25 protein-coding genes and 1 pseudogene are annotated in these 24,709 nt (G+C 72.1%); 5 read left to right on the top strand and 21 right to left on the bottom strand.

All coding sequences use genetic code 11. The annotated features are described in order from the left end of the window. Positions 1 to 22 precede the first annotated feature (22 nt). Positions 23 to 1,189 carry an ROK family protein gene (locus tag GFD30_RS02370; RefSeq protein ID WP_153023609.1) on the top strand — a complete coding sequence of 389 codons (1,167 nt, stop codon included), beginning with the start codon at positions 23 to 25 and terminating at the stop codon, positions 1,187 to 1,189. A gap of 207 nt (positions 1,190 to 1,396) precedes the next feature. Beyond that, positions 1,397 to 2,812: an ATP-binding protein gene (locus GFD30_RS02365; protein WP_153023608.1), complete on the top strand. Its 1,416-nt coding sequence runs from the start codon at positions 1,397 to 1,399 to the stop codon at positions 2,810 to 2,812. Positions 2,813 to 2,868: 56 nt separating this feature from the next. Here GFD30_RS02365 and araA read toward each other — a convergent pair whose 3' ends face one another. The 7 genes from araA to GFD30_RS02330 all read right to left on the bottom strand — a co-directional run bounded on the left by araA (position 2,869) and on the right by GFD30_RS02330 (position 9,274). Beyond that, complete coding sequence (araA, locus tag GFD30_RS02360; protein ID WP_153023607.1) at positions 2,869 to 4,365, bottom strand: L-arabinose isomerase; 1,497 nt, start codon at positions 4,363 to 4,365, stop codon at positions 2,869 to 2,871. Positions 4,366 to 4,372: 7 nt separating this feature from the next. Then, positions 4,373 to 5,032, bottom strand: a complete 660-nt coding sequence (locus GFD30_RS02355) for an L-ribulose-5-phosphate 4-epimerase (RefSeq protein WP_153023785.1) — start codon at positions 5,030 to 5,032, stop codon at positions 4,373 to 4,375. Positions 5,033 to 5,061: 29 nt separating this feature from the next. Then, positions 5,062 to 6,726 (bottom strand): ribulokinase, encoded by a 1,665-nt coding sequence (gene araB, locus GFD30_RS02350; RefSeq protein WP_153023606.1) that lies wholly within the window; start codon positions 6,724 to 6,726, stop codon positions 5,062 to 5,064. Positions 6,727 to 7,201: 475 nt separating this feature from the next. After that, a complete protein-coding gene (locus tag GFD30_RS02345; protein WP_153023605.1) occupies positions 7,202 to 7,813 on the bottom strand; it encodes a hypothetical protein in 612 nt (203 codons plus the stop codon). Then, positions 7,810 to 8,313 (bottom strand): phage holin family protein, encoded by a 504-nt coding sequence (locus tag GFD30_RS02340; protein WP_153023604.1) that lies wholly within the window; start codon positions 8,311 to 8,313, stop codon positions 7,810 to 7,812. The genes GFD30_RS02345 and GFD30_RS02340 overlap by 4 nt, the downstream gene beginning before the upstream one ends. Positions 8,314 to 8,335: 22 nt before the next feature. After that, positions 8,336 to 8,668 carry a plasmid stabilization protein gene (locus tag GFD30_RS02335; protein WP_153023603.1) on the bottom strand — a complete coding sequence of 111 codons (333 nt, stop codon included), beginning with the start codon at positions 8,666 to 8,668 and terminating at the stop codon, positions 8,336 to 8,338. A gap of 78 nt (positions 8,669 to 8,746) precedes the next feature. After that, complete coding sequence (locus tag GFD30_RS02330) at positions 8,747 to 9,274, bottom strand: DUF4383 domain-containing protein (RefSeq protein WP_227995759.1); 528 nt, start codon at positions 9,272 to 9,274, stop codon at positions 8,747 to 8,749. Positions 9,275 to 9,472: 198 nt separating this feature from the next. On the opposite strand from GFD30_RS02330, the gene GFD30_RS02325 reads away from it, so the two are divergent. From GFD30_RS02325 to GFD30_RS02315, 3 genes are all read left to right on the top strand, one after another. Then, complete coding sequence (locus tag GFD30_RS02325; RefSeq protein WP_153023602.1) at positions 9,473 to 11,311, top strand: transketolase; 1,839 nt, start codon at positions 9,473 to 9,475, stop codon at positions 11,309 to 11,311. A 49-nt stretch (positions 11,312 to 11,360) separates the two neighbouring features. Beyond that, complete coding sequence (locus GFD30_RS02320; RefSeq protein WP_227995758.1) at positions 11,361 to 11,798, top strand: CBS domain-containing protein; 438 nt, start codon at positions 11,361 to 11,363, stop codon at positions 11,796 to 11,798. 67 nt (positions 11,799 to 11,865) lie between these two features. Beyond that, positions 11,866 to 12,435, top strand: a complete 570-nt coding sequence (locus GFD30_RS02315) for a hemerythrin domain-containing protein (RefSeq protein ID WP_153023601.1) — start codon at positions 11,866 to 11,868, stop codon at positions 12,433 to 12,435. A 95-nt stretch (positions 12,436 to 12,530) separates the two neighbouring features. Here GFD30_RS02315 and GFD30_RS02310 read toward each other — a convergent pair whose 3' ends face one another. The 14 genes and pseudogenes from GFD30_RS02310 to GFD30_RS02245 form a co-directional block, all read right to left on the bottom strand. Continuing rightward, on the bottom strand, positions 12,531 to 13,331 hold the full coding sequence (locus GFD30_RS02310; RefSeq protein ID WP_153023600.1) for an RNA polymerase sigma factor SigF: 801 nt from the start codon (positions 13,329 to 13,331) through the stop codon (positions 12,531 to 12,533). 131 nt (positions 13,332 to 13,462) lie between these two features. Next, entirely contained in the window at positions 13,463 to 15,190 is a 1,728-nt protein-coding gene (locus GFD30_RS02305; protein ID WP_322632863.1) for an acyl-CoA mutase large subunit family protein, read from the bottom strand. Between the two features lie 185 nt (positions 15,191 to 15,375). Continuing rightward, positions 15,376 to 15,777 (bottom strand): Rid family hydrolase, encoded by a 402-nt coding sequence (locus GFD30_RS02300; RefSeq protein ID WP_153023599.1) that lies wholly within the window; start codon positions 15,775 to 15,777, stop codon positions 15,376 to 15,378. A gap of 17 nt (positions 15,778 to 15,794) precedes the next feature. Further along, positions 15,795 to 16,523, bottom strand: a complete 729-nt coding sequence (priA, locus tag GFD30_RS02295) for a bifunctional 1-(5-phosphoribosyl)-5-((5-phosphoribosylamino)methylideneamino)imidazole-4-carboxamide isomerase/phosphoribosylanthranilate isomerase PriA (protein ID WP_153023598.1) — start codon at positions 16,521 to 16,523, stop codon at positions 15,795 to 15,797. 10 nt (positions 16,524 to 16,533) lie between these two features. After that, the gene (hisH, locus tag GFD30_RS02290) at positions 16,534 to 17,154 is read right to left on the bottom strand and encodes an imidazole glycerol phosphate synthase subunit HisH (protein ID WP_322632862.1); all 621 of its coding nucleotides are present in this window, start codon (positions 17,152 to 17,154) and stop codon (positions 16,534 to 16,536) included. A 10-nt stretch (positions 17,155 to 17,164) separates the two neighbouring features. Further along, complete coding sequence (locus GFD30_RS02285; RefSeq protein ID WP_153023597.1) at positions 17,165 to 17,323, bottom strand: hypothetical protein; 159 nt, start codon at positions 17,321 to 17,323, stop codon at positions 17,165 to 17,167. Beyond that, a complete protein-coding gene (gene hisB / locus GFD30_RS02280) occupies positions 17,320 to 17,928 on the bottom strand; it encodes an imidazoleglycerol-phosphate dehydratase HisB (protein ID WP_322632861.1) in 609 nt (202 codons plus the stop codon). Before hisB ends, GFD30_RS02285 begins: the two co-directional genes overlap by 4 nt. Then, positions 17,925 to 19,061: a histidinol-phosphate transaminase gene (locus tag GFD30_RS02275; protein ID WP_322632860.1), complete on the bottom strand. Its 1,137-nt coding sequence runs from the start codon at positions 19,059 to 19,061 to the stop codon at positions 17,925 to 17,927. The genes hisB and GFD30_RS02275 overlap by 4 nt, the downstream gene beginning before the upstream one ends. Then, entirely contained in the window at positions 19,058 to 20,389 is a 1,332-nt protein-coding gene (gene hisD / locus GFD30_RS02270; protein WP_322632859.1) for a histidinol dehydrogenase, read from the bottom strand. The genes GFD30_RS02275 and hisD overlap by 4 nt, the downstream gene beginning before the upstream one ends. 45 nt (positions 20,390 to 20,434) lie before the next feature. Beyond that, positions 20,435 to 21,094 (bottom strand): DUF2567 domain-containing protein, encoded by a 660-nt coding sequence (locus GFD30_RS02265; protein ID WP_153023596.1) that lies wholly within the window; start codon positions 21,092 to 21,094, stop codon positions 20,435 to 20,437. 59 nt (positions 21,095 to 21,153) lie between these two features. After that, a pseudogene (locus GFD30_RS02260) lies at positions 21,154 to 21,957 on the bottom strand (chromosome partitioning ATPase); the annotation flags it as partial. A 545-nt stretch (positions 21,958 to 22,502) separates the two neighbouring features. Then, positions 22,503 to 23,453, bottom strand: a complete 951-nt coding sequence (locus GFD30_RS02255; protein ID WP_153023595.1) for an RluA family pseudouridine synthase — start codon at positions 23,451 to 23,453, stop codon at positions 22,503 to 22,505. Next, positions 23,450 to 24,100 (bottom strand): signal peptidase II, encoded by a 651-nt coding sequence (gene lspA, locus GFD30_RS02250; protein ID WP_227995757.1) that lies wholly within the window; start codon positions 24,098 to 24,100, stop codon positions 23,450 to 23,452. Before lspA ends, GFD30_RS02255 begins: the two co-directional genes overlap by 4 nt. Beyond that, positions 24,073 to 24,504 (bottom strand): TraR/DksA family transcriptional regulator, encoded by a 432-nt coding sequence (locus GFD30_RS02245; protein WP_407648955.1) that lies wholly within the window; start codon positions 24,502 to 24,504, stop codon positions 24,073 to 24,075. Before GFD30_RS02245 ends, lspA begins: the two co-directional genes overlap by 28 nt. Positions 24,505 to 24,709: the final 205 nt, after the last annotated feature.

The raw sequence follows: 24,709 nt of genomic DNA, 5'->3' as shown, positions 1-24,709 counted from the left end.
TCGGGGCTGCCATAATCCCTTCATGTCGCAGACGATGACGAGCGCCGATCTGAGGGCCCGCAACCTGGTCCGGCTCCTGCGCGCCGTCCACGACGCGGCCGCGCCGTTCACGCGGGCCGAGGCCGCCCGGCTGCTCGGCATCGGCCGCAACACCGCCGCCGCACTCGTCGCGGAACTGGAGCAGGCGCGGCTGCTGCACGAGGTCCCCGCCGAGGCCGGCGGCCGCGGACGGCCGACGACGATGCTGGTCCCGCATCCCGAAGGGCCCCTGGCGTTCGCGGTCGACTTCCGCGAGGACACCTGGACCCTCGCCTCGGTCGAGCTGGGCGGCGCGGCCACCGAACTCGAAGGCGGCGAACACGACCGGACGCCGCGCGTCTTCGCCGAGATCCGCGCCGCCGTCGCACGGCACGAGACCGACCGGCTCGCGGTGCTCGGCTTCGCCACCTCCGGGCCGATCCGCGACGGGCACCGCCTCCACATCTCGCACCTCGGCTGGGACGAGGTCGAACTCGGCGGCCTCATCGGCGCCGACTGGCCGACGACGGTGATCGACAACGACGCGCGGCTCGCGGGCCTCGCCGAAGCGCGCCGGGGCGCGCTGCGCGGCAGGGGCACCGCGATGCACTTCCACATCGACTTCGACATCGGCGGAACGCTTCTGATCGGCGGCGACGCCCAGCGCGGCGCCCACAACATCGCCGGCGAGTTCGGGCACATGCCGCTCACCGGGTCCGCACTCGAGTGCATGTGCGGCGTGCGCGGCTGCTGGAGCCTCGACGTGGGCGCGAACGCGCTCGTACGGCGCTTCGGTGCCCGCCCCGGCTACGGCGAGGGCCGGGAGCTGGCCCGGGAGATCCTGCGGCGGGCCGAGAACGGCGACACCGAGGCGGCGGACGCCCTCGACGCGAACGCGGCGGCGCTCGGAAGGGGCCTGGGCGCCTTGGCGAACGCGCTCGACCCGGAGGCGATCAGCCTCTCCGGGCTCGGCGTGGACCTGATCAGGCTGCGGCGCGAGGTGATCGAGGCGCACTGCGCCGAGGGCCTGATGGCGTTCCGGCGCACCGACCCGCCCCGGATCGTCGCGGGAACGGTCGGCGAGGCGGGCCCGTTGACGGGGGCCGCCGAGATCGCCTGGGACGCGATCCTCACCGAGGAATGGGTGCGAAGGCGGCTCCAGGACGCTTGAGCCGGCCGGCCCCGAAGCGGCCGCCGGAGCCGATGCCGGCCCGATTGCGGAGACGCTCGGGGCTGATCGCGCCGTCGCCGGCGTCCCCGATTCCGGCGAGGTGGACGGACTCGGATCGGGAGAGTATCTGATGCGGTACTCTTTGGTGAGAGAGTACCGATCATGTGAGTACCACGTCATATACTCTTCGGATCCGAGGTGCGGTCGATGGACTTCTACGGGCGTCGGCGAGAGCTCGCCACACTGGCCCGCTGGTACGCGGCCGCCGCGCGCGGCGGCGGGCAGCCAGGGCAGTGCCTCATCATCCGGGGCAGACGCCGGGTCGGCAAGTCGCGCCTCATCGAGGAGTTCGTCCGCGGACTGGACGCGCCCTCGGTGTTCTTCACCGCCTCCGACCTCTCGGCCGTCCAGGCGCTGGAGAACTTCACGCAGGCGGTCCTCGCCTCGGACCTCCCCGAGGCCGAGTCCTTCAGCACGGCCCCCGGCTCGTGGGACAACGCGCTGCGCATGCTGGCGCAGCTGCTTCCCGCCGATCGCCCCAGCGTCGTCGTCCTGGACGAACTCCCCTACCTCGCCAAGCATGTGGAGGGATTCGAAGGAAGCCTGCAGACCGTCTGGGACCGGACCATGTCCCGCAAGCCCGTGCTCCTGCTCCTGGTCGGCTCCGACCTGTCCATCATGGAAGCGCTGAACACGTACGAGCGGCCCTTCTACCAGCGGGGCAACCCGGTCCTCATCGAACCGCTCACCGTGGCCGACGTACAGGAGATGACCGGCCTGCCCCCCGCCCAGGCGATCGACGCCAGGCTGGTGACCGGCGGGATGCCGCGGCTGTGCCTCCAGTGGCGGCGCGGGGCGAACCTCGAAGCGTTCCTGGAGCAGTCGCTCGCCGACCCGGCGGACCCGTTCGTGACCGCCGGAGAGCTCGCCATCGCAGGCGAGTTCCCGCCGGAGACGTACGCGCCGCAGGTGCTGTCGGCGATCGCCTCCGGAGAGCGCACCTTCACGTCGATCCTCGCCGACCTCGACGTCAGCCGCATGACGCTGTCGCGCTCGCTCAACCGGCTCGCCGAGAAGGGCGCGATCGCCGCCGAGGTGCCCCTGTCGGTCAAGCCGTCCAAGGAGACCCGATACCGGATCACCGACTCGTACCTGCGGTTCTGGCTGCACCTGCTCCAACCGGTCCTCGGCATGGTGCAGCGCGGGCGCGGCGACCGGGCCGTCCGCCGGATCCTCACGGGCTGGCCGGCCTGGCGCGGCCGGGCGGTCGAACCGCTGGTGCGGGAGTCGCTGGCGCGGACGGCCCCGGACGCCGCATGGGCGAACCCGGACTGGTCGGCCGAAGTCGGCGGATACTGGACCCGCACCAACAGCGTCGAGATCGACCTCGTCGGCGCCGACCGCGCGCCGATCGCCAAGCGCATCGGCTTCCTCGGATCCGTCAAGTGGCACGAGAGCGCCCCGCTCGCCCGCAAGGACTTCACCGCCCTGGCCGCGGCCGCCGGCCGCGTGCCCGGCGCCACCGAGGAGACCCCGCTCATCGGCGTCTCCAGGGCCCGCAGCGAACCCGGCCCGTGGTCCGCGGTCTACTCCGCCGAGGACCTCGTCGACGCCTGGCGCTGACCGCGTACGCAGCGAGGGGCGGGCCCGTGCCGGCCCGCCCCTCGCTGCATGCGTCGCTAAATGCCGCCCTCAAGGTGGTGGTACACCTGGTTCCAGCGCAGTTCCTGCTTGAACTCGCGGGCGTTGGTGTCGGCGTCGATGGTCACCAGTTCGACGCCGGCGATCTCGGCGAAGTCCTCCATGACCTCGCGGCCGAACGCCTGCGTGAACGAGGTATGGTGCGGGCCGCCGGCCGTCAGCCAGGCCTCGGCCGAGGTCTGGAGGTCCGGGCGGGGCACCCAGACGGCGCGGGCCACCGGGAGGTTCGGGAGGTCCTCGTCGGGCTCGACCGCGTCGACCTCGTTGGCCACCAGGCGGAGCCGCGTGCCCAGGTCGAGCAGGCCGACCATGAGGGCCGGGCCGGGCGGGGCGGTGAAGACCAGGCGGACCGGGTCCTCCTTGCCGCCGATGCCGAGCGGGTGGATCTCCGCCTTCGGCCGCTCGGACGCGATCGTCGGGCACACCTCGAGCATGTGCGCGCCGAGGATCTGCGGGGTCTCCGAACCGAGGTTGTACGTGTAGTCCTCCATGAAGGACGTGCCGCCGGGGAGCCCCTGCGCCATGACCTTCATGAGCCGCACCAGGACCGCGGTCTTCCAGTCGCCCTCGCCGCCGAAGCCGTAGCCGTCGGCCATGAGACGCTGCACCGCGATGCCCGGGAGCTGCTTGAGCTTCCCGAGGTCCTCGAACGTGTCCGTGAACGCCTTCGCGCCGTGCTCCTCCAGGACCGAGCGCAGCCCCAGCTCGATGCGGGCCGCATCGCGCAGCGACTCGTGGCGGGCGCCGCCGGCGCGCAGCTCCGGCACCACGTCGTAGTCGGCCTCGTAGACCGCCACCAGCTCGTCGACGGCCTTGTCCTCAATGGACGCGACACGCTCGACCAGCTCGTTGACGCCGTACGTGTTCACCTCGACGCCGAGCCGGATCTGCGCCTCGACCTTGTCGCCCTCCGTGACGCCCACGTACCGCATGTTGTCGCCGAAGCGCACCAGCTTCAGGTTCTGGACCTCGTTCCAGCCCAAGGCCGCACGCGCCCAGTTGCCGACGCGCTCCTGCACCTTCGGGTCGCCCCAGTGCCCCACCACGGTCTTGCGGCGGTGACGCAGGCGCGTGAGCATGTACCCGAACTCGCGGTCGCCGTGGGCGGCCTGGTTCAGGTTCATGAAGTCCATGTCGATGTCGGCCCACGGCAGGTCGCGGTTGTGCTGGGTGTGCAGGTGCAGCAGCGGCTTCTGCAGGGCCCCGAGCCCGGCGATCCACATCTTCGACGGCGAGAACGTGTGCATCCAGGCGATCACGCCGATGCACTCGTCGGCCGAGTTCGCCTCCAGGAGGACCCGGCGGATCTCCTCGGGCGTGGTCAGCACCGGCTTCGCGACCACCTTCACCGGGATCGCGGCGGCGCCGTCCAGCCCGGCCACGATGTCCGCCGAGTTCTGCGCGACCTGCTCGATCGCCTCGGGCCCGTACAGGTGCTGGCTGCCGGTGACGAACCAGAGTTCTTTGGTTTCCATTGCTTTCCTACTGCTCCTTCGGGGCGGCCGGCTGCTGGCCGTAGACGTTCTGGTAGCGGTCGTAGAGCCGGTCGATGTCGGCCTGGGGGATGGGGACCGGCTCCCCGAGCTGGCGCGAGATGTGGACGGTTCGGGCCACGTCCTCGGCCATGACGGCGGCCTTCACGGCCGCCTTCGGGTCCTTGCCGATCGTGAAGACGCCGTGGTTCTGCATGATCACCGCCGGGGAGCGGTGGCCGCGCAGCGTCTCCACGATGCCCTTGCCGATCGCGTCGGAGCCGATCAGCGCGAACGGGCCCAGCGGGATCTCCCCGCCGAACTCGTCGGCCATCGCCGTCAGCACGCACGGGATCGGCTCGGCCCGCGCCGCCCACGCGGTCGCGTACGGGCTGTGCGTGTGCACCACCCCGCCGACCTCCGGCATCCGCTGGTAGACCTCGTTGTGGGACTCCGCGTCCGAGGACGGCGCGAGGTCGCCCTCGAGGACCTTGCCCTCGAGGTCGGTCACGACCATCAGCTCGGGGGTGAGGTCGTCGTACGAGACGCCGCTCGGCTTGATCACGATCAGGTCGGTTCCCGGGACGCGGCCCGAGACGTTCCCGCTGGTCCAGGTCACCAGGCCCCAGCGCAGGAGCTCGGCGTGGAGCGCGCAGACGCGCTCGCGCATCTCCCGGACCGCAGGCGTCGAAACGTAGCTCACTTGGTTGCCTCCGTAGCGATCTTGTGCAGCTTGTGCAGGGCGTCAGAGCCGCCGCGGCCGAAGTGGTCGTGCAGGTCCACGTACACCGCGTACAGCTCGTCGTAGGCGTCGGCGCGGGCCGGGTCGGGGACGTAGGCGGCGCGCTCGACCTTGCCCATCGCCTCCGAGGCCGCGTGGATGTCCGGGTACACGCCCGCGGCGACCGCCGCGTGGATCGCCGAGCCCAGGGCCGGGCCCTGCTCGGAGGTGAGGACCGTGATCGGCATGCGCAGCACGTCCGCGTAAGTCTGCATGAGCCACTTGTTCTTCAGCAGGCCGCCCGCGGCCACGAACTCGTCGATCGGGACGCCCGCGTTCACGAGCGTCTCGACGATCATGCGGGTGCCGAACGCGGTGGCCTCCACCAGCGCCCGGTACACCTCCTCGGGCTTGGTCAGCAGGCTCAGCCCGGCGATGACGCCGTGCAGGTCGTGGTCGACCAGGACCGAGCGGTTCCCCGAGTGCCAGTCGAGCGCGACCAGGCCGTGCGCGCCGACGGGCTGCTCGGCGGCCAGCTCGGTCAGGTACTCGTGGATCGAGATCCCGCGCCGGTCGGCCTCCTCGGTGTAGGCGGCCGGGACGCTGTTCTTGGTGAACCACGCGAAGATGTCGCCCACGCCCGACTGGCCGGCCTCGTAGCCCCACAGGCCCTTGGTGATGCCGTCGCGGACCACGCCGCACATGCCCGGGACCTCTTTGAGCTCTTCGCCGTTGACGACGTGGCAGGTGCTCGTGCCCATGATGGCGACCATCTTGGCGGGGCCGACGGCCTTGGCGGAGGCGGCGGTGACGTGCGCGTCCACGTTGCCGACGGCGACCACGGTGCCCGGGTTCAGGCCGGTCCAGGCAGCGGCCTGCTCGGTGAGCCCGCCGGCCTTGTCGCCGAGGGCCGACAGGGGGTGCTCCATCTTCGCGTTGAAGTCGGCGAAGTCGGGGTTCAGGGCCGCGAGGTACTCGCGGGAGGGGCGCTCACCGTCCTGGACGATGCCCTTGTACCCGGCGGTGCAGGAGTTGCGGGTCTCCTCGCCGCAGAGCTGCCAGATGATCCAGTCCGCGGCCTCGATCCAGCGGTCGGCGCGCGCGTACAGCTCGGGGTCCTCCTCGAGGAGCTGGAGGCCCTTGGCGTAGGCCCACTCCGAGGAGATCTTGCCGCCGTAGCGCGGCAGCCACGACTCGCCGCGCTCGGCCGCGACCGCGTTGATGCGGTCGGCCTGGCCCTGGGCGGCGTGGTGCTTCCACAGCTTCGGCCACGCGTGGGGGCGGTCGCGGAACTCGTCGAGCTCGCACAGCGGGGTGCCGTCGGCGGTGGTCGGCAGGATCGTGCACGCGGTGAAGTCGGTGGCGATGCCGACGACCTGGTCGGCGCTCACGCCGGCGGCCGCCAGCGCGGCGGGCACCGCGTTCTTGATGACGTCGACCCAGTCCTGGGGGGACTGGAGCGCCCAGCTGCGCGGCAGGGGGACGCCGGAGCCGGGGAGGGCCTCCTCGATGGCGCCGTGCGCGTAGACGTGCTCGGCGCTGGCGAGTTCGCGGCCGTCGGCTACCGACGCGACGACGGCTCGGCCCGAGAGCGTGCCGAAGTCGATCCCGATAGCAACGGCACCGTTGTCGCTGCCAGTCATTTGCAGCCTCCTTGGGGGATGCTCGTTCAACAGAAGTGACCGTTCACATGCAGGGATTTCTCCGCAGGTGAAGCGCAGTGGACCCGCTGCGGGCGCGCGGCTTCGACGCTTGCGCGCAGGTGGATCCCCCACAACCTAACGCATTCGCACGTTCGGTACCAGTGGCGGTCAGGCGTTGCGTCGAATAAAGCGGACAGGACGGTCCGTTCCGGAGCGCTCCCGGGGCGTGCGCGGGGCCGGGGTGTGACGGACGTCCCGTACGGAGGGCGGCTGCGCTTCGAGGTCGGGCTGTCGGACCCCTGGGGCAGGGTTGCAACCGGGGGCCCGTCGATGTCCGATTTGCGCAGACCCTCCGCTCGCATTCCGCGACGCCGGTAGGCGGCGCCCACCGGCGCTGGGTCCGGCGGCGCAGCGCCCCTGGGCGCGAAAGTGCCCCGGCGGGCCATGGCCCGCCGGGGCACCGTTCATTCCGCCGCTACACGTGCAGGAAACGGCGGAGCTTGGAGCGCCGCTTCGGGCGCAGGCGGTTCGCCGCCGAGCCGACCGCGGCGGCCGCGCGGTCGAGCTGCTTGCGGGCGGACCTGCCGCCGTGCCGGGACGCCTTGAGGGCTTCCCCCGCGGCGAGCCGGGCGTGCTCGCGGGCGGACCGCTTCGCACTCCGGTTGTGGCTGCGGGTGACCGCGACGGTCACGACCGTCGCCGTGACGGCCCCCGCGGCGGCGACGGCCACCGTGAACGGGTGGCGCCGCACCGGCGCGAACGGACCGTGCGCATGCGCCGCATCGGGATCGAGCCCGAGCCGCTCGCGCAGCTCGACGACGGCGTCGTTGATGTGCCGGCGCGCCTCGTCGGCCTCGCGCTTGAGGTCGTCCATCGTGGCGTGCGCCTTCCCCTCGGCCTCCTGCGCCTTCCGTTCGGCGTTGCCGGCGTCGTACTCGGCCCACTCGTGCTGGTGCTCGCGTTCGGCGGCCTCCTCGCGGCGCACGACGCCGACCTCGGGCTCATACGGCATGCCCGTCGACGGCGGCGGTGCGAGGCCGACCCCGGGCGGCACCGCCGCCCCGGGCGGGTTCCATCCAGTGGTCATCGGTGCATCCTTCCTCGCAGCGCCTCGGCGTCCTCCCGGGCGCGTTCCATGGTCTCGTCGGGAACCGGCGGCATCGCCCGCTTGATCATCGAGCGGCCGATCATCGCCTCGGCCCCGGCGATCGCGAACAGCACGACGCCCACGACGAGCGCGGCGAGCCAGGCCGGCCACACCAGGGCGAGCGCCAGGCCCGCCGCGAGGGCGAACGCGGCCCCGCCGTACACCGCGAAGACGCCGGCCACGGCGAACATGCCGCCGCCCGCGGCGCCGCGCTTGGCCTTCTCGGCCACCTCGCGGGCCGCCATCTGCGCCTCGACGCGCGCCAGGTGCGCCACCTCGGACGTCAGGTCGCCGACGATCGCACCCACGGATTCGTGGCCGTACCGGTCCTGGGCCGCCCAGTCGCGGTCGTGCCGCCGCCGGGACGGCGCCCAGTCGCCGGTCTGCTCGCGTTCGGCCTGCCTGATCGCGCGGGCCTCGGGGTCGTGTCGTACCTCCATGTCAACTCACCTCTCCGCCGGCTCACTTGCGTTTGCGCTCGACGGCGCGAAGGAGCTCGGCCTTGTTCATCGTGGAACGGCCCTTGATGTTCTTGCGGCGCGCCTCTTGGTAGAGCTGCTCTTTGGTGCGGCCCTTCGGGCCCGAGTGCGAGCGCTTCCCGCCCCGCTCCGACGAGGACATGTCCTCGAGCGAGGTGCGGCTGGCGGTCTTGGTCTTGCCCCCACGCGCGCGCTGCTTGTTCACCGTCCGGGCGGCGATCTCCTCGGCGCGGTCCTCGCTCTCACCGCGGTCCTCGGCGCTGTCCCGGATGTGCCGGTACTTCCGTTCTTCCTTATCGGTCCACTGCTGCGGCATGGCCGTCTCACCTCCAGAAGGATCTCGGCCGGTCCGATGTCGACCGGGTTCCCGCTCGCACCCGCGGGAAACCTCAGGTCACCGGGCGGCGCCGCGGTTGGTCTCGCCGAAGTCGCCCTCGCCGCGGGCCTCGCTCTCCTTGGGGAGGCGGGTGTGCAGGACGAAGCCGAGCACGATCATGAGGACGCCCAAGCCCAGGTGGAGCAGGCCGGTGGCCCACGTCGAGGGCAGGAAGTCGCCCGCGTTCACCAAGTCCACGATGAGCCCGTACAGCCCGAGCACGGTGAAGAACACGCCCCCGCCGATGAGCGTGCGCCTCGCGAACTTCGCCATCCACGACATGATGAGGCCGAACACGCCGTACACCAGGTGGATCAGGTTGGTGAGGATCGAGACGGCGAACACGCCGAAGAGCTCGGCGTCGTCGCCGGGCCCGGCGAAGCGGATGCCGTCGAACCCCGGCGTGAGAGCGGGGATGAAGCCCATGACCCCCATCAGGAGGAAGACCCAGGAGACGGCGTTCAGGCCCTGCTGGACGGCGGTCGTGCGCCGCCGCTCGGCCTCCCACCAGTGGCGGCCGGTCGTCGACATCGGTCGCGAGTTCATGCTGCTTCCCCTTTCGCAGGCCCCGGAGGGGCGCACCGCCCCGCCCGTCCTATGGGCGGGTGCCCGGGCGGAGCGGCGCGCCGCGGGCCCGTCGGCCCGCACCGTCCGGATACCCGTTCGGCGCAGCGCGACACCCGGTTTCGGCCCGTGGACGCCGGGTAGTCCGGTCGTCAGAGCAGGGGAAGCGGAGGGAATGCAATGGGCGTCATCGACGAACGCATCTCCGGGCTGGTGGAGCTGGGCCAGCAACTGCGGGTGGACGCGATCCGGGCCTCGGCCCGGGCGGGGTCGGGGCATCCGACCTCGTCCATGTCGGCCGCCGACCTGATGGCGGGCCTCCTGGCGGGGCACCTGCACTACGACTTCGAGCACCCGCACCGGGCCGGGAACGACCGGCTGGTGTTCTCCAAAGGGCACGCGTCGCCGCTGCTGTACGCGATGTACCGGGCCGTCGGCGCGATCGACGACGACCACCTCATGACGTACCGGCGGCTCGGCTCGGACCTGGAAGGGCACCCGACGCCGCGGCTGCCGTGGGTCGACGTCGCCACCGGCTCGCTCGGGCAGGGCCTGCCGGTCGGCGTGGGCATGGCGCTCGGCGCCCGGCTCGGCGGCTCCCCGGCGCGCGTGTGGGTGCTGTGCGGCGACGGCGAACTCGCCGAAGGGTCCATGTGGGAGGCGTTCGCGGCCGCCGCCGACCTCGGCCTGGGGAACCTGTGCGTGATCGTCGACGTGAACCGCCTCGGCCAGACCGGGCCCACCCGGTACGAGTGGGACACCGCCGCGTATGCGGCGCGGATCGGCGCCTTCGGCTGGCACACCGTCGAGATCGACGGGCACGACCCGGCCGAGATCGACCGGGCCTACGCCGCGGCCGAAGCGGAGGACACGCCCACGGCGATCCTCGCGCGGACCAAGAAGGGCAAGGGCGTCGCGGCCGCCGAGGACAAGGAGGGCCTGCACGGCAAGCCGCTCCCCGAGCCCGAGAAGGCCGTCGTCGAACTCGGCGGCGTCCGCTCGGCCCGCGTCCGCGTCAGCCCGCCCCGCTCGACCGAGCCGCGCCAGCGCGGCCAGGCCATGCCGCTGGTGCTGCCGTCGTTCCCGATCGGCACCATGGCCGCCACCCGCGACGGCTTCGGGAAGGCGCTCGAGGCCGTCGGCGAAGCCGAACCGGACGTGGTCGTCCTCGACGGGGAGGTCGCCGACTCGACCCGCACCGCCGGGTTCGCGAAGGCGTTCCCCAACCGGTTCGTCGAGTGCTACATCGCCGAGCAGCAGCTCGTCGGCGCGGCCGTCGGCCTCCAGACCCAGGGGTGGGTCCCGTACGCGGCGACGTTCGCGGCGTTCCTGACCCGCGCCCACGACTTCCTGCGGATGGCCGCGATCAGCGGCTCCGACCTGCGGATCGTCGGCTCGCACGCGGGCGTGTCGATCGGCCGGGACGGGCCCAGCCAGATGGGCCTCGAGGACATCGCCATGATGCGGGCGCTATGGCGCAGCGTCGTCCTCTACCCGTGCGACGCGAACCAGGCCGCGCACCTGACCGCGACGATGGCGGACCTCCCGGGCATCAGCTACCTGCGGACCACCCGCGAGGAGACGCCGGTGATCTACCGGGAGGACGAGCTGTTCCCCGTCGGCGGCTCAAAGACCCTGCTGGCCTCCGAGCACGACCGGCTCGCGATCGTCGCCGCCGGGATCACCGTCTCCGAGAGCCTCCAGGCCGCCGAGCAGCTCATGCAGGACGGCGTCCCCGTCCGCGTCATCGACGCCTACTCGGTGAAGCCGCTCGACGCCGCCGCCATGCGGCAGGCCGCCGCCGACACCGGCCGGATCCTCACCGTGGAAGACCACCGGCCCGTCGGGGGCCTCGGCGACGCCGTCCTCGACGCCGTCGCCGGCAAGGTGCCCGACGTGCGGTTCGCGAAGCTCGCCGTGCACGGCATGCCCGGCTCGGCCGGGCCGACCGAGCAGCTCGCGGCCGCCGGCATCGACGCCGACGCGATCGTCCTGGCCGCGCAGCGGCTCATCGCCTGAATAGCCGGTCGGCCACCGGGTACCCCGCTGCGACGGGAAGGAGAAGCTCATGAAGTCGAAGCAAACGAACGGCATGGCCAAGGCGCGCGATCTCATGCACGCCGGCTGCACCTGCGTCAAGAGCACCGACACGGCGGGGAACGCCGCGCGGCTCATGGCCGAACTGGGCATCGGCGCACTGCCGATCTGCGGCCCGGACGACAAGCTCAAGGGCATGGTCACCGACCGGGACCTGGTCCTGCACGTCATGGCCGCCGGCGAGGACGCCGAGTCCTACACCGTCGACCGGCTCCCGCAGGGGCACCTCATCCTCGCCGACGCGAACGAGGATGCCGACACCACCATCGCGAAGATGAAGGAGCACCAGGTCAACCGGGTGCCCGTGATCGACAACGGGCGGCTGGTCGGCATGATCGCGCTCGCCGACATCTCGCACCGCATGCCGGAGTCCGTCACCGGCGAACTCGTGGAGTCCATCCGGTCGTGACCGGAACCCCGGGAGGGCCGCTGACGGCACACCGGCCGCCCTCCCCTCACCCCCCGAAGGAGTACCCATGCCCCAGATCGAGCAGCAGGACACCGACCTGATCCGGGTGGTCGAGGCCGACCACCGCGCCTTCGAAGCGGCCTTCGACGAGATCGAGGCGACCGCCGGCGAACCGGTGGGCCGCAAGGCCCTCGTCGACCACGTCACCGCCGAACTCGTCCGCCACGCCGTGGCCCAGGAGCAGTTCGTGCACCCGGTGATCCGCGACCGCCTGCCCGACGGGGACTCCCTCGCCGAGCGGGAGGTCGCCGCGAACGCCGAGGCCGAGGAGCTCATGAAGGCCCTCGAGGCGCTCGGCCCCGCCGACGCCGACTTCGAGCCGCTCCTGCGGCGGCTCATCACCGGCGTGCGGGCGCACATCGCCGACGAGGAGGCGCGCCTCCTCCCCCGCCTGGCCGCGGTCTGCGACGCTGAAGAACGCCAGGACCTGGGGTTCAAGGTCCAGGCGGCCAAGGAGTTCGCGCCGACCCGGCCCCACCCGCACGCGCCCGACACGACGCCCGCGAACCTCATCACCGGGCCCGGCGTCGGGTTCATCGACCACATCCGCGACACGCTCGCGCACCGTGAGGTGTGAGCACGCTCCGCGCTGGGTGAACAGGGGCGGCGGGTCCGATCGGACCCGCCGCCCTGCTGTCTGGATCGAATGGCGCGCCGCCGGCCCGGTCGGCGCTACATCGGCTCGCCCGGCCGGCCGAGCCCTTCGCGGAGCTCGTCGAGCGTGCGGTGGAGGAGCCGCGACACGTGCATCTGCGAGATCCCCACCTCTTCGGCGATCTGCGTCTGCGTCATGTCGCCGTAGTAGCGCAGCGCGAGGATCTTCTGCTCGCGCTCGGGCAGCTCCTGGATGAGCGGCACGAGGGACTCGTGGTCGTCGACCAGTCCGATCGCCGCGTCCTCCTCGCCGACCGTGTCGGCCAGTCGGGGGCCGTCCTCCTCGCCGAACGGCACCTCGTCGAGCGAGACCGCCCGGTACGCCTGGCGGGCCTCGTTGCCCTCCTGGACCTCCTCGAGGGTGATGTCGAGGTGCTCGGCCAGTTCAGCGTCGGTCGGCGGCCGGCCCAGCCGCTGCGACAGCTCGCCGCCGGCCCGGTTCAGCGCGATCCGCAGCTCCTGCAGGCGCCTGGGCACCCGCATCGGCCAGCTCGTGTCCCGGAAGTGGCGCCGGACCTCGCCCATCACGGTCGGGACCGCGTAGGAGAGGAAGTCGGTGCCCTGTTCGGGATCGAAGCGGTCGACCGCGTGGATCAGCCCGACCGAGGCGACCTGGACCAGGTCGTCCTTCGCGATTCCCTTGCCCGAGAACCGCTGCGCGATGTGCTCGGCGAGCGGCAGGTATCCGGTCACCAGGCGCTCCCTGACCTCGGCCCTCCTCGGGTCGTCCTCGTCGAGCGAGGCCATCTCCCGGAACAGCGGCGCCAGGTGCGCGTATTCGTCCGAGCCCTGTCGGGCTTCGGTGCTCTTGTCTCCCATGCGATCGCCCTCCTGTCCTTAATGGACATCGGTTTGAAGCATGTTGCCCCATATAGGTTCTTGACCCCCTCATTCTAGGCCTGAACAGGGGTCAAGATCAATGACGAAACGTGAATAATCCGCTTTTCAGGTCAAATGGCGGCGTTCTCACGGTACTCGCCCCACTCCTCGCGCAGCGCGCCGCAGATCTCGCCGAGGGTCGCCTCGACACGGGCCGCGGCCAGGATCGGCTCGATGAGGTTCGCCGACCCCTTTGCGGCCGTGACGATGTCGGCGAGGGCGCGCTCGACGGCGGCGCCGTCGCGGGCGGCGCGGCGCTCGGCCAGAAGCGCGTTCTGGCCCTGCTCGACCTCCCCGGAGACCCGCAGGATCTCCAGGTCGGCGGTGACGGTGTTCGTGAGCTCGGTGACGCCGACGATGTGCTTGGTGCCGTCCTCGAGCTGCCGCTGGTACGTGAAGGCGGCCTCGGCGATCTGGGCGTTGAACCAGCCGTCCTCGATGCCGCGCAGGATGCCCGAGGTGACCGGGCCGATCTCGTGGCGGCCGGCGGCGTCGCGCGCGACCGCGGCCGGGTCCTCGCCCGTCTCGCCGCCGAGGGCCAGGATCTGGAGGAACAGGTCCTCGGCCTCGGCCTCGATCTTGTCGGTGAGCGCCTCGACGTACCAGGAGCCGCCGAGCGGATCGGCCACATTGGTCACACCGGTCTCGTCGCGCAGCACCGCCTGCGTGCGCAGCGCGATCTCGGCGGCCTGGTCGGTCGGCAGCGCGAGCGTCTCGTCGAGCGCGTTGGTGTGCAGGGAGTTCGTGCCGCCCATGACGGCCGCGAGCGCCTCCACCGCGGTGCGCACCACGTTGTTGTACGGCTGCTGCGCGGTCAGGGACACCCCGGCGGTCTGGGTGTGGAAGCGGAGCCACTGGGCCCGCTCGGTCTTGGCGCCGTACACGTCCCGCAGCCACTTCGCCCAGATGCGCCGGGCGGCGCGGAACTTCGCGATCTCCTCGAAGAAGTCGATGTGCGCGTCGAAGAAGAACGACAGGCCCGGCGCGAACACGTCCACATCGAGCCCGCGGGAACGGCCGAGCTCCACGTAGGAGAATCCGTCCGCGAGCGTGAACGCGAGCTCCTGCGCGGCGGTCGAACCGGCCTCGCGGATGTGGTAGCCCGAGACCGACAGCGGCTTGTACCGCGGGATGTTCTCGGCGCAGTAGGCCATGAGGTCGCCGATGAGCCGCAGGTGCGGCTCGGGCGGGAACAGCCACTCCTTCTGCGCGATGTACTCCTTGTGGATGTCCGTCTGGAGCGTCCCGTCGAGGGTCGACAGGTCGACCCCCTGGCGCTCGGCGGCGGCGAGGTACATGCAGAAGATCGGGATCGCGGGCCCCGAGATCGTCATGGAGGTGGTGACGGCGCCGAGGTCGATGCCGTCGAAGAGGCGGTCCATGTCGGCGGCCGAGTCGATCGCGACGCCGCAGTGCCCGACCTCGCCGAGGGACGCCGGCTCGTCGGAGTCGCGGCCCATGAGCGTCGGCATGTCGAACGCGACCGACAGGCCGCCGCCGCCCGCGCCCAGGAGCATCTTGTAGCGGGCGTTGGTCTGCTCGGCGTTGCCGAAGCCGGAGAACTGGCGGATCGTCCACTGCCGGCCGCGGTAGCCGGTCGGGTAGAGGCCGCGGGTGTAGGGGAACTCGCCGGGCCAGCCGATCCGGTCCATCCGGGGGTCGCCGGCGCCTTCCGGCGGGCCGTAGACCGGCTCGACCTCCAGGCCCGAGAGGGTCGTGAAGTCGGCGTCGCGCTTGGCGGCGGTGGCGTAGCGCTTGGCCCAGCGCTCGCGGCCTTCGGCGATCTCTTCAGCGTCCACGGTGACACCTCACTTTTGGCGAAGTAGCGGCGAGCCCCGGTCGGACTCGGGGCCAATTCTACTGAACGGTCGTTAAGCCGCACACTCATGCGGCGCCTCGAATTTTGCCGCATCGATACGGGAGCGTCTTCGCAATTCGGACCCCGGGACCCGCCGATCGCGGTACCGCCGGCGCAGCCGCGGCGCTAGTCGATGTCGCGCCAGGCGCGGAACGCCTCGAGCTCCACGGCCACGAGCTGGCCCGGGTGGAACAGGCCGGTCACGATCACCACGGTGGCGGTCGGCCGGACGACGCCGAAGAACTCGCCGTGGACCCGGCCCACCGGGTCGGCGTGGACCGGGTCGGTCACATAGAGGCGCGAGCGCACGACGTCGGAGACCCCGGCGCCCGCGTGGACCATCGCGTCGAGCGCCGTCCGGAACGCCTCGCGGGCCTGCCCGGCCGGATCGCCGCTCAGGTGCGGCCGCGCCTCGACATCGGCGGTGCACGCGCTCGTGACCACGAGCGGGCCCACGGCCACGGCGCGCGAATACCCGTAGAGCTGCGCCCACGGCCCGGTCTCCGGTACCCGTTCGACCAGTGCCATGCGCGACTCCCTCGTGGTTACAGCCCCTTCAGCAGGTTCAACGCCTCAGCGACCGTGAAGTTACGCTCGTACAGCGCGGTTCCCACGATCGCGCCCTCGACCCCGATGCCCGTCAGGCCCGCCAGCGCCCGCAGATCGTCCAGAGAGGACACGCCGCCGGAGGCGATCACGGGCTTGTCGGTGGCCTCGCAGACGCTGCGGAGCAGGTCGAGGTTCGGGCCCGAGAGCATCCCGTCGCTGTTCACGTCCGTCACCACGTAGCGGGCGCACCCGGCGCGCTCCAGGCGCTCCAGGGTCGCGAACAGCTCGCCGCCCTCGCGGGTCCAGCCGCGCGCGGCCAGGCGGCCGCCCTTGACGTCGAGGCCGATGGCGACCCGGTCGCCGAACGTTCCGCAGATCCGGTCGCACCACTCCGGGTCCTCGAGGGCCGCGGTGCCGATGTTGACCCGGCGGGCCCCGGAGTCCAGCGCCCGCTTGAGGGTCTCGTCGTCGCGGATGCCGCCGGAGACCTCCACCTGCATGTCGACCTTCGAGGCGACCTCCGCGAGCAGCTCGTGGTTCGAACCGCGCCCGAACGCCGCGTCGAGGTCCACCAGGTGCAGCCACTCGGCGCCCTGGCGCTGCCATTCGAGGGCCGCTTCGAGCGGGTCGCCGTACTGCTTGCCCGAACCGGCGACGCCCTGGACGAGCTGGACGGCCTTGCCGCCGGTGACGTCGACGGCGGGGAGCAGTTGGAGTTCGGTCATGTCGGCCCTTTCAGGAGGCGAGGTCGCTGATCCAGTTGGTCAGCAGCGCGTACCCGGCGTCGCCGGACTTCTCGGGGTGGAACTGGGTGGCCGCGAGCGGGCCGCGCTCGACGGCGGCGACGAACGGCTCGCCGTGCACGGCGATCGCGGCCTTCGCGCCGGGCGGGACCGCCTTGGCGGCGTAGGAGTGCACGAAGTAGAACCGCTCCTCGGGGCCGATGCCGCGGAACAGGCGCATGCCCTCGTCGGCGCGGACGGTGTTCCAGCCCATGTGCGGGATGCGGTCGGCCTTCACGAGGTCGACGCGGCCTTCGAGGACGCCGACGCCGCGGGTGGTGACGCCGTGCTCGATGCCCTCCTCGAACAGGACCTGCTCGCCGACGCAGATGCCGAGGACGGGCGCCCCGGCGGCGACGCGCTCGCGGATCACGGCGTCCACGCCGCTCTTGAGGACGCCCTCCATGCAGGCGGCGTACGCGCCCACGCCGGGCACGACGAGCCCGTCGGCGCGGCGGGCGGCGTCGAGGTCGCTGGTGAGCGCGACGTCGCCCCCGGCGCGCTCGAGGGCGCGGAATGCCGATCGGAGGTTCCCCGAGCCGTAGTCGAACAGGGCTACGGTTGGCTTGGTCACCTTGTCCCCCTTACCCGTAGATCAGGAACAGGCCGCCGCCGAAGGCGGCGGCGGCGAGCAGCCCGGTCACGACCGCGGCGGCGGTCCGCTCGTTCCGGCGCAGGCTCACGGCCCCGCCCAGGAGGATCCCGGCGAGCGCCATGAGCAGGATCGGACCGGCCCAGGTCACAGGACCCCCTTGGTGGAGGGGATGTCCGTGCCCTCGATGCGGGTCGCGTACTTCAGCGCCCGGGCGAGGGCCTTGAACTGGGCCTCGATCACGTGGTGCGCGTCCGGCTTCTGGCCCGGGTTCGCGGCGCGGAGCACGGTCACGTGCAGGCAGATCCGGGCGTGGTAGGCGAAGGACTCGAGGATGTGCCGGGTCATCGAGGTCGGGTAGTCCGTGTTGATCGTCGGGGCGATGTCCATCGGCTCCTCGTGGACCATGTACGGGCGGCCCGAGAGATCGACGACGGCGCGCGCGAGCACCTCGTCGAGCGGCACCGAGGCGTCGGCGAAGCGGACCACGCCGGCCTTGTCGCCCAGGGCCTCGGCGAACGCCTGCCCGAGCGCGATCGCGGTGTCCTCCATGGTGTGGTGGGCGTCGATGTGCAGGTCGCCCTTGACGGCGATCTTCAGGTCGAACCCGCCGTGCTTGCCGAGCTGGTGGAGCATGTGGTCGTAGAAGCCGACGCCGGTGGAGACGTCGACGACCTTCTCGCTGCCGTCGAGGTCGACGTACACGTCGACGCTGGTCTCACCGGTGGTGCGGACGATGTGCGCGGTGCGGCTCACTGGCTCTCTCCTCGCTGTGCTTCGGTTCGCTCCGCAGGCGTCGCGAAATCCTCGGGGTGCCGCGCCATGGCGGCGTCGAAGGCGTCGAGGAGCGCGGTGGTCTCCTCCTCGGTGCCGGCGGTGATGCGGAGGCGGCCGGGGAGGCCGACGTCGCGGATGAGGACGCCTTCGGCGAGGATCGCCCGCCACACGGCGGCGGCGTCCCTGAGACCGCCCACGAGCACGAAGTTCGCGTCGGAGTCGGCGACCGGGAGTCCCTTGGCGCGCAGGTTCTTCACGATCCGGTCGCGCTGGTGCTTGAGTTCGTCCACTTCGGCCTGGAGCTGCGGGGCGCACGCGAGCGCGCCGCGCGCGGCGGCCTGGGTGATGCTCGAGAGGTGGTACGGCAGGCGCACCAGGAGCAGCTTCTCGACCAGTTCGGGGTCGGCGGCGAGGTAGCCGACGCGGGCGCCGGCGAACGCGAACGCCTTGCTCATGGTGCGGGTGACCACGAGGCGCGGCCGGCCCTCCAGTCGGCTCAGGGCGGTCGCGTGCGGGTCGCGGGCGAACTCGGCGTAGGCCTCGTCGATGACGACGATGCCGCGGGCGGCCGCGTAGGCGGCGTCGACGACCTCGGGAGCGAGCGCCGTCCCGGTCGGGTTGTTCGGGGAGACCAGGAAGACCAGGCCCGGGTCGTGCTCCTCGATCGCCGCGCGCACGTACGCCGGGCTGAGCGTGTAGTCGTCCTCGCGTCCGGCGTCGACGAACGCGGTGCCGGTGCCGCGGGCGAGCAGCGGGTGCATCGAGTACGACGGCATGAAGCCGAGCACGGTGCGCCCCGGGCCGCCGAACGCCTGGAGGAGCTGCTGGAGGATCTCGTTGGAGCCGTTGGCGGCCCACACGTGGTCGGCGGTGAGGCCGTGCCCGAGGTAGGCCGCGAGGTCGGTGCGCAGCGCGACCGCGTCGCGGTCCGGGTAGCGGTTGAGCCCGCGCAGCTCCCGGCCGATGAACTCGGCGACCACGGCCGCCACGTCCTCGGGGATCGCGAACGCGTTCTCGTTGGTGTTCAACTGGACCGGGACGTCGAGCTGCGGCGCGCCGTACGGCGACTGCCCGCGCAGGTCCTCGCGGAGCAGGTTCTCGATCTCGCTCACGGTGCCTCCTCCCTCGCGTCCCGGGCCTCGAATCGCGCCGAGACCGCTTCGCCGTGGCTCGGCAGGTCCTCCGAGTTCGCGAAGGCGACGACGTCGGCGGCGACGACCTCGAGGGCCTCGCGCGAGTAGTCGATGAGGTGGACGCCGCGCAGGAAGGTGTGCACGGACAGCCCGGCCGAGTGGCGGGCGCAGCCGCCCGTCGGCAGGACGTGGTTCGAGCCGGCGCAGTAGTCGCCGAGGGACACCGGCGAGTACGCGCCGATGAAGATCGCCCCGGCGTTGCGGATGCGCATCGCGACCTCGCGGGCGTTCGCGGTCTGGATCTCGAGGTGCTCGGCGGCGTACGCGTCGGCGACGGCGACGGCCTCGTCGATGTCGGCGACGAGGATCGTCCCGGACTGCTCCCCCGCGAGCGCGGTCGTGATGCGCCCGGCGTGGCGGGTCTGGGGCGCGCGGCGCTCGAGCTCGGCGTCGACGGCGTCGGCGAGCGCCGCGGAGTCGGTGATGAGCACCGACGCGGCGGCCGGGTCGTGCTCGGCCTGGCTGATGAGGTCGACGGCGACGTGGACCGGGTCGGCGCCGGCGTCGGCGATGACCGCGATCTCGGTGGTCCCGGCCTCGGCGTCGATGCCGACCAGGCCGCGCACGGCGCGCTTGGCGGCGGTGACGTAGATGTTCCCCGGGCCGGTGATCATGTCGACCGGCTCGCACTCCTCAGTGCCGTACGTGAACATGCCGATCGCGGCCGGGCCGCCGACGGCGTAGACCTCGTCGATGCCGAGGAGCCCGGCGACGGCGAGGATGCCCTGGTCGGGCCGGCCGCCGTTGGTCTTCTGGGCCGGGGAGGCGAGCGCGATGGAGCCGACCCCGGCGATCTGCGCGGGCACGGCGTTCATGATCACCGAGGAGGCGAGCACGGCGAGGCCGCCGGGCGCGTAGAGGCCGACGCGGCCGACCGGCAGGTACCGCTCGGTGATCGTGCCGCCCGGGGCGACCTCGGTGACGACGTCGGGGAGGCGCTGGGCCTCGTGCGCGGCGCGGACGCGGTCGATCGAGGTCCGGTAGGCGCGGCGCAGCTCGGGGTCGAGCTCCGCGGCGGCGGCCTTGATCGCGGCCTCGGGCACGCGCAGGTGCTCCAGATGCACGCCGTCGAACCGCTCGACGATCTCGACCACGGCGGCGGTCCCGCGGTGGGCGATGTCGTCGAGGAGCGGCTGGACCGACCGCAGCGCCTCGTTCACGTCGAACGCGGCGCGCGGCATCAGCTCGCGCAGGGCGCGGGCCGGGTAGTCGGATACGGCTCCGATGAGGTCGATGCGTCTGAGCACGCCCCAAGCGTAGTCACCCGCATTTCCAGGTCAAAAGGCATACCGCTATTCGGGAGCGTCCGTTCGAAGGCTCGGACGGCGTGACCAACCGGCGCAGACGGTGTAAGTGAAGGTCGCGGCGAGGGCCATCACCCCGAGCGCGCCGAGCTGGAGCGACTCCAGGGCCGTTGTGAATTCGCCGACCCTCAGCGCGTCCCAGGCGGCGCCGGGGTCGAGCTGGACGAACAGCACCGACGGCGGCCGCCACATGTGCACCCCGGCGGGGGCGCGCTCGACGGCGTCCCAGAACGCCTGCCATTCGTTCGCACCGATCTTCCAGGCCACGACCTGGCACGCGACCGAGCCGATGACCAGGCCGAGGAGGAGGATCGGGCCGCGGCGCTCGCGCATGCCGGCCCAGGCGAGGACGGCGGCGACGATCCCGAGGACCAGCCCGATCCCCGCGAACATGAGGTCGCCTTCGATGTAGCCGTCCGGGTAGGTCTCGACGGAGGTCCAGCCGCCCTCCACGACCACGAACTCCACGCGCGGGGTGACGGCCTGCCACAGCATCGCGAAGGGGAATCCGAGAGCGGTGAGGATCACGGCGAGGAAGCCGGCGGCGAGCAGGTCGCGGCCGACGGTCCGCTCGGACCGGGGCCGGCGGCCGCCGTACACATGGGGGTCCGTGCGCGGGTCGGCCCGGGGGGTCGGTTCGTCGGTCACGCCTGGAATCCTGCCACAGCCGGCGCGGCGGCCCGCGCGATGTGCTGTAGAGGGACCGGTTACAGGCCGTCGACGATCGTGGCGGCGGCCTCGAACCACGCGGCGCGGGTCTCCGGGCGCAGCGCCGAGAACTCGATCTTCGCGCCCGGCTCCAGCGACGGGTCGTACGGGACGATCGCGCAGGCGCGCGTGCGCTGCGAGAAGTGCCGCTGGAGGTCGTTCAGGAGCGGGCCCGGGTTCGGCGTGGGCATCGACAGGAGCGTCACCGCGTTCTTGACGAGGTGCCCGTAGCCGCCCTCTTCGAGGTGGTCGAGCATCCAGTCCGCGGAGAACGCGGCGTCCTCGCGGGGCACCGTGGTGACCACGAGCCGGTCGACCGAGGAGACGACCGTGCGCCAGTTCGGGGACTCGACGTTGTTGCCGGTGTCGATGCAGACGATGTTGTGGGTGCGGGTGAGGATGTCGAGCACGCGCAGGACCGTGGTCGGGTCGAGGCGGCGCTGCAGCTTCGGGTCCTCGTCGCCGGCGAGCACGTCGAACGAGCCGTCGGAGGAGTGGCGCAGGAACTCGTCGAGGTGCTCGGGCAGGTGGACGCCGGCGGCCTCGACCTGGTCGAGGTGCTCCACGAGGTGGCGGATGGTGCGCCCGTGCCGGGCCGAGCCCGCGCGCAGGCCCAGGGTGCCGCGCAGCTCGTTGTCGTCCCAGGCGATCACGCCGCCGCCGCGGGCGGTGCCCATGGCCGCGGCCGACAGGACGGTGGCGGTGGTCTTGTGCACGCCGCCCTTGGGGTTGATGAAGGCGATGACCTGGCTGCGGCCGAGGTCGCGGCGGAGGCGCTGGAGCGCCACCGGGCTGGGTTCGACCTGGGGCCGGGCCTGCCGGGGCTGGGGCGGGAGGCCCTGCTGGGGGCGGATCGGCTGGGTCATCTGCGCCGCGCTCGGCGGGGTCTGGGTCGCGACCGGCGGGCGCCGGCCCGCGGTCGGCACCGAGTAGTGCGCCTGGCCGGGCGGTGGACCCACCGGCGGCGACGGGTAGGTCTCGCGAGGCGGGGGCGTGGGGGTCTGCTGGGCGCCTCCGGCGCGACCGCGGCCGCGGCCGAGCAGCTTCTGCCAGCGCGAGCCGTCGTTCCGCTCGTTGCTCCAGGCTTCGGGCGTGTTCACGTGCGACCTCCTCTCGACCGATGCGGTGGACGGTCCGCGAGCGCCGCCCGCGTTCCCTCGCCGCCCCGACCGGACACCGTTACCACCCGCGACTATTAGAACACAACGAATCCTCAAGGCCCGTTGCGAATCGCGGGCGCTCCGGCCCGGGGTGAGGCGTGCATTGCGCCCGCCTCGACGATGTGGCGGACTCCGGCGGTGCTTGCGAGCCGAACCAACGACTCTGTTGCGACCAGTCTAGTGGCTTCCTATTGGTCCGCTCGCAACCGCGCCAGCGCGGTCTCGAGGTCTTCGGGGTAATCACTCGTGAAGGTGACGGCGCGGCCGGTGGCCGGGTGCGCGAACTCGAGGCGGTACGCGTGGAGCCACTGCCTGGTCAGACCGAGCTTCCCGGCCAGCACCGGATCGGCGCCGTAAGTGAGATCGCCCACCAGCGGGTGGCCGAGCGCGGAGAAGTGGACCCGGATCTGGTGGGTGCGGCCGGTCTCCAGGCCGAGGTCCATCAGGGACGCGCCCGGGAAGACCTCGATCGTGTCGTAGTGGGTGATGCTCGGCTTGCCGTCGGCGACCACGGCCCACTTGTAGTCGTGGCGCGGGTGCCGCCCGATCGGGGCGTCGATCGTGCCCGAGAGCGGATCGGGATGCCCTTGGGCCACCGCCCGGTACCGTTTGGACACTCTGCGTTCCTTGAAGGCGCGCTTGAGCTCCGAGTAGGCGGTCTCGCTCTTGGCGACGACCATGAGGCCGGAGGTGCCGACGTCGAGGCGGTGGACGATGCCCTGCCGCTCGTCGGCGCCGTGGGTGGAGAGCCGGTAGCCGGCGGCGGCGAGCCCGCCCGTGACGGTGGGGCCGGTCCAGCCCGGGCTCGGGTGGGCGGCCACGCCGACGGGCTTGGAGACCACCACGATGTCGTCGTCGTCGAAGACGACCTCGAGGCCCTGGACGGGCTCCTCGATGCGGGCCCGCACGTCCTCGGGCGGCGGCGGGAGGACGACCTCGAGCCAGGCTCCGGCGGAGACCCGCTCGGACTTGGTGGCGCACGGCGCGCCGTCGACGGTGACGTCCCCGGCGGCGACGAGCTCGGCCGCGACGGTGCGCGAGAGCCCGAGGAGCCGGGAGACGACCTGGTCGATCCGCTGGCCCTCGAAGCCTTCGGGGACCGGCAGCGACCGGGTCTGGCGGGCGGCGACGTCGCTCATGCCGGCGCCTCGGCCTTCTCGTGGTCGTCGTTCCGGCGGGACTCGGGCGAGAACCCGTGCCCGGTGAGCTCGAGCAGCACGATGAGGGCCACGCCGCAGCACAGGGCCGAGTCGGCGATGTTGAAGATGGGGAACGCCTCGCCGTAGGGCTTGAACACGCTGATGAAGTCGACGACGTGGCCGTGCGCGAAGCCGGGCTCGCGGAAGTAGCGGTCCACGAGGTTCCCGGCCGCGCCGCCGAGCACGAGGCCGATCGCGACCGCCCACGCCGGGTAGACGATCTTGCGGGACAGGACGATGAGGAAGACCACCACCGCCGAGGCCACGATCGTGAAGATCCAGGTGTAGCCGGTGCCGAGGCTGAAGGCCGCGCCGGAGTTCCACGTCAGGCTCAGGTGGACGAGGCCGCCGAGGATGCGGACGGGCTCCCGCGGGTCCAGGTTCGCCTCGGCCAGGAACTTCGTCCACTGGTCCAGGCCGACGGCGAACGCCGCGATGAGCAGGGCGGCCAGGGTCAGGCCCGGCCGCCTGCGGTTCGGCTTCGCCGCTGCGGCCTGCGGCTTCGGGGCGGTCTCGTCGGGCCCGGGGCCGTCGGCGGCCTCGGGCTGGGTGTCCTCGCTCAGCGTCGCTCCTCCAGCTGTTTGCAACTGACGCAGAGGGTAGCCGACGGGAAGGCGGCCAGACGAGCCGCCGGGATGGGTTTACCGCACTTCTCACAGAAGCCGTATCCGCCCTCGTCGATGCGTTCGAGGGCGTGGCTGACCTGGCGGATGCGCTCGGAGATCGCCCCTGCCACGGCGACCTCGTGCTCGTGCTCGACGGTCTTGGACCCGGAGTCGATCTGGTCGTCCCCGGCGGTGTCGCTCAGGCGCTCGCGCTGGGCGGCGGCGATCGAGTCGGTGTACCGCTGCTGCTCGGCGACGAGCTCGTCGAGCCGCTCCTGGAGCGCGGCCCGCAGTTCGGCCTGCTCGCTCTCGGTGCGCGGCTCGTGGTCGGTCTCGAGCGGCGCGGGCGCGGCCGGTGCCGGCACGGTGGCCTTCGCCTTCTTCACCTGCTTCTTGACGGTCTTCTTCGCCGCGGGCGAGTCGGCGTTGGCGGCGGCGGTCTTCTTGACCGCCGCCTTCTTGACGGGCGCCTTCTTCACCGCGCTCTTCTTTGCGGCGGTCTTGGTGACCGCCGGCTTCGCGGCCTGCTGCTGGGTCTTCTTGGCTGGACTCATGACGCGCCTCTGGAGGGGTGTGTCGGCTCGGGTTCCG

This window comes from Glycomyces albidus (assembly GCF_009451885.1).
In the GTDB taxonomy this organism is placed as follows: Bacteria; Actinomycetota; Actinomycetes; order Mycobacteriales; family Micromonosporaceae; genus Glycomyces; species Glycomyces albidus.
The sequence above is the reverse complement of the archived record's forward strand: the minus strand, read 5'-3'. Positions and strand labels throughout refer to the sequence as shown.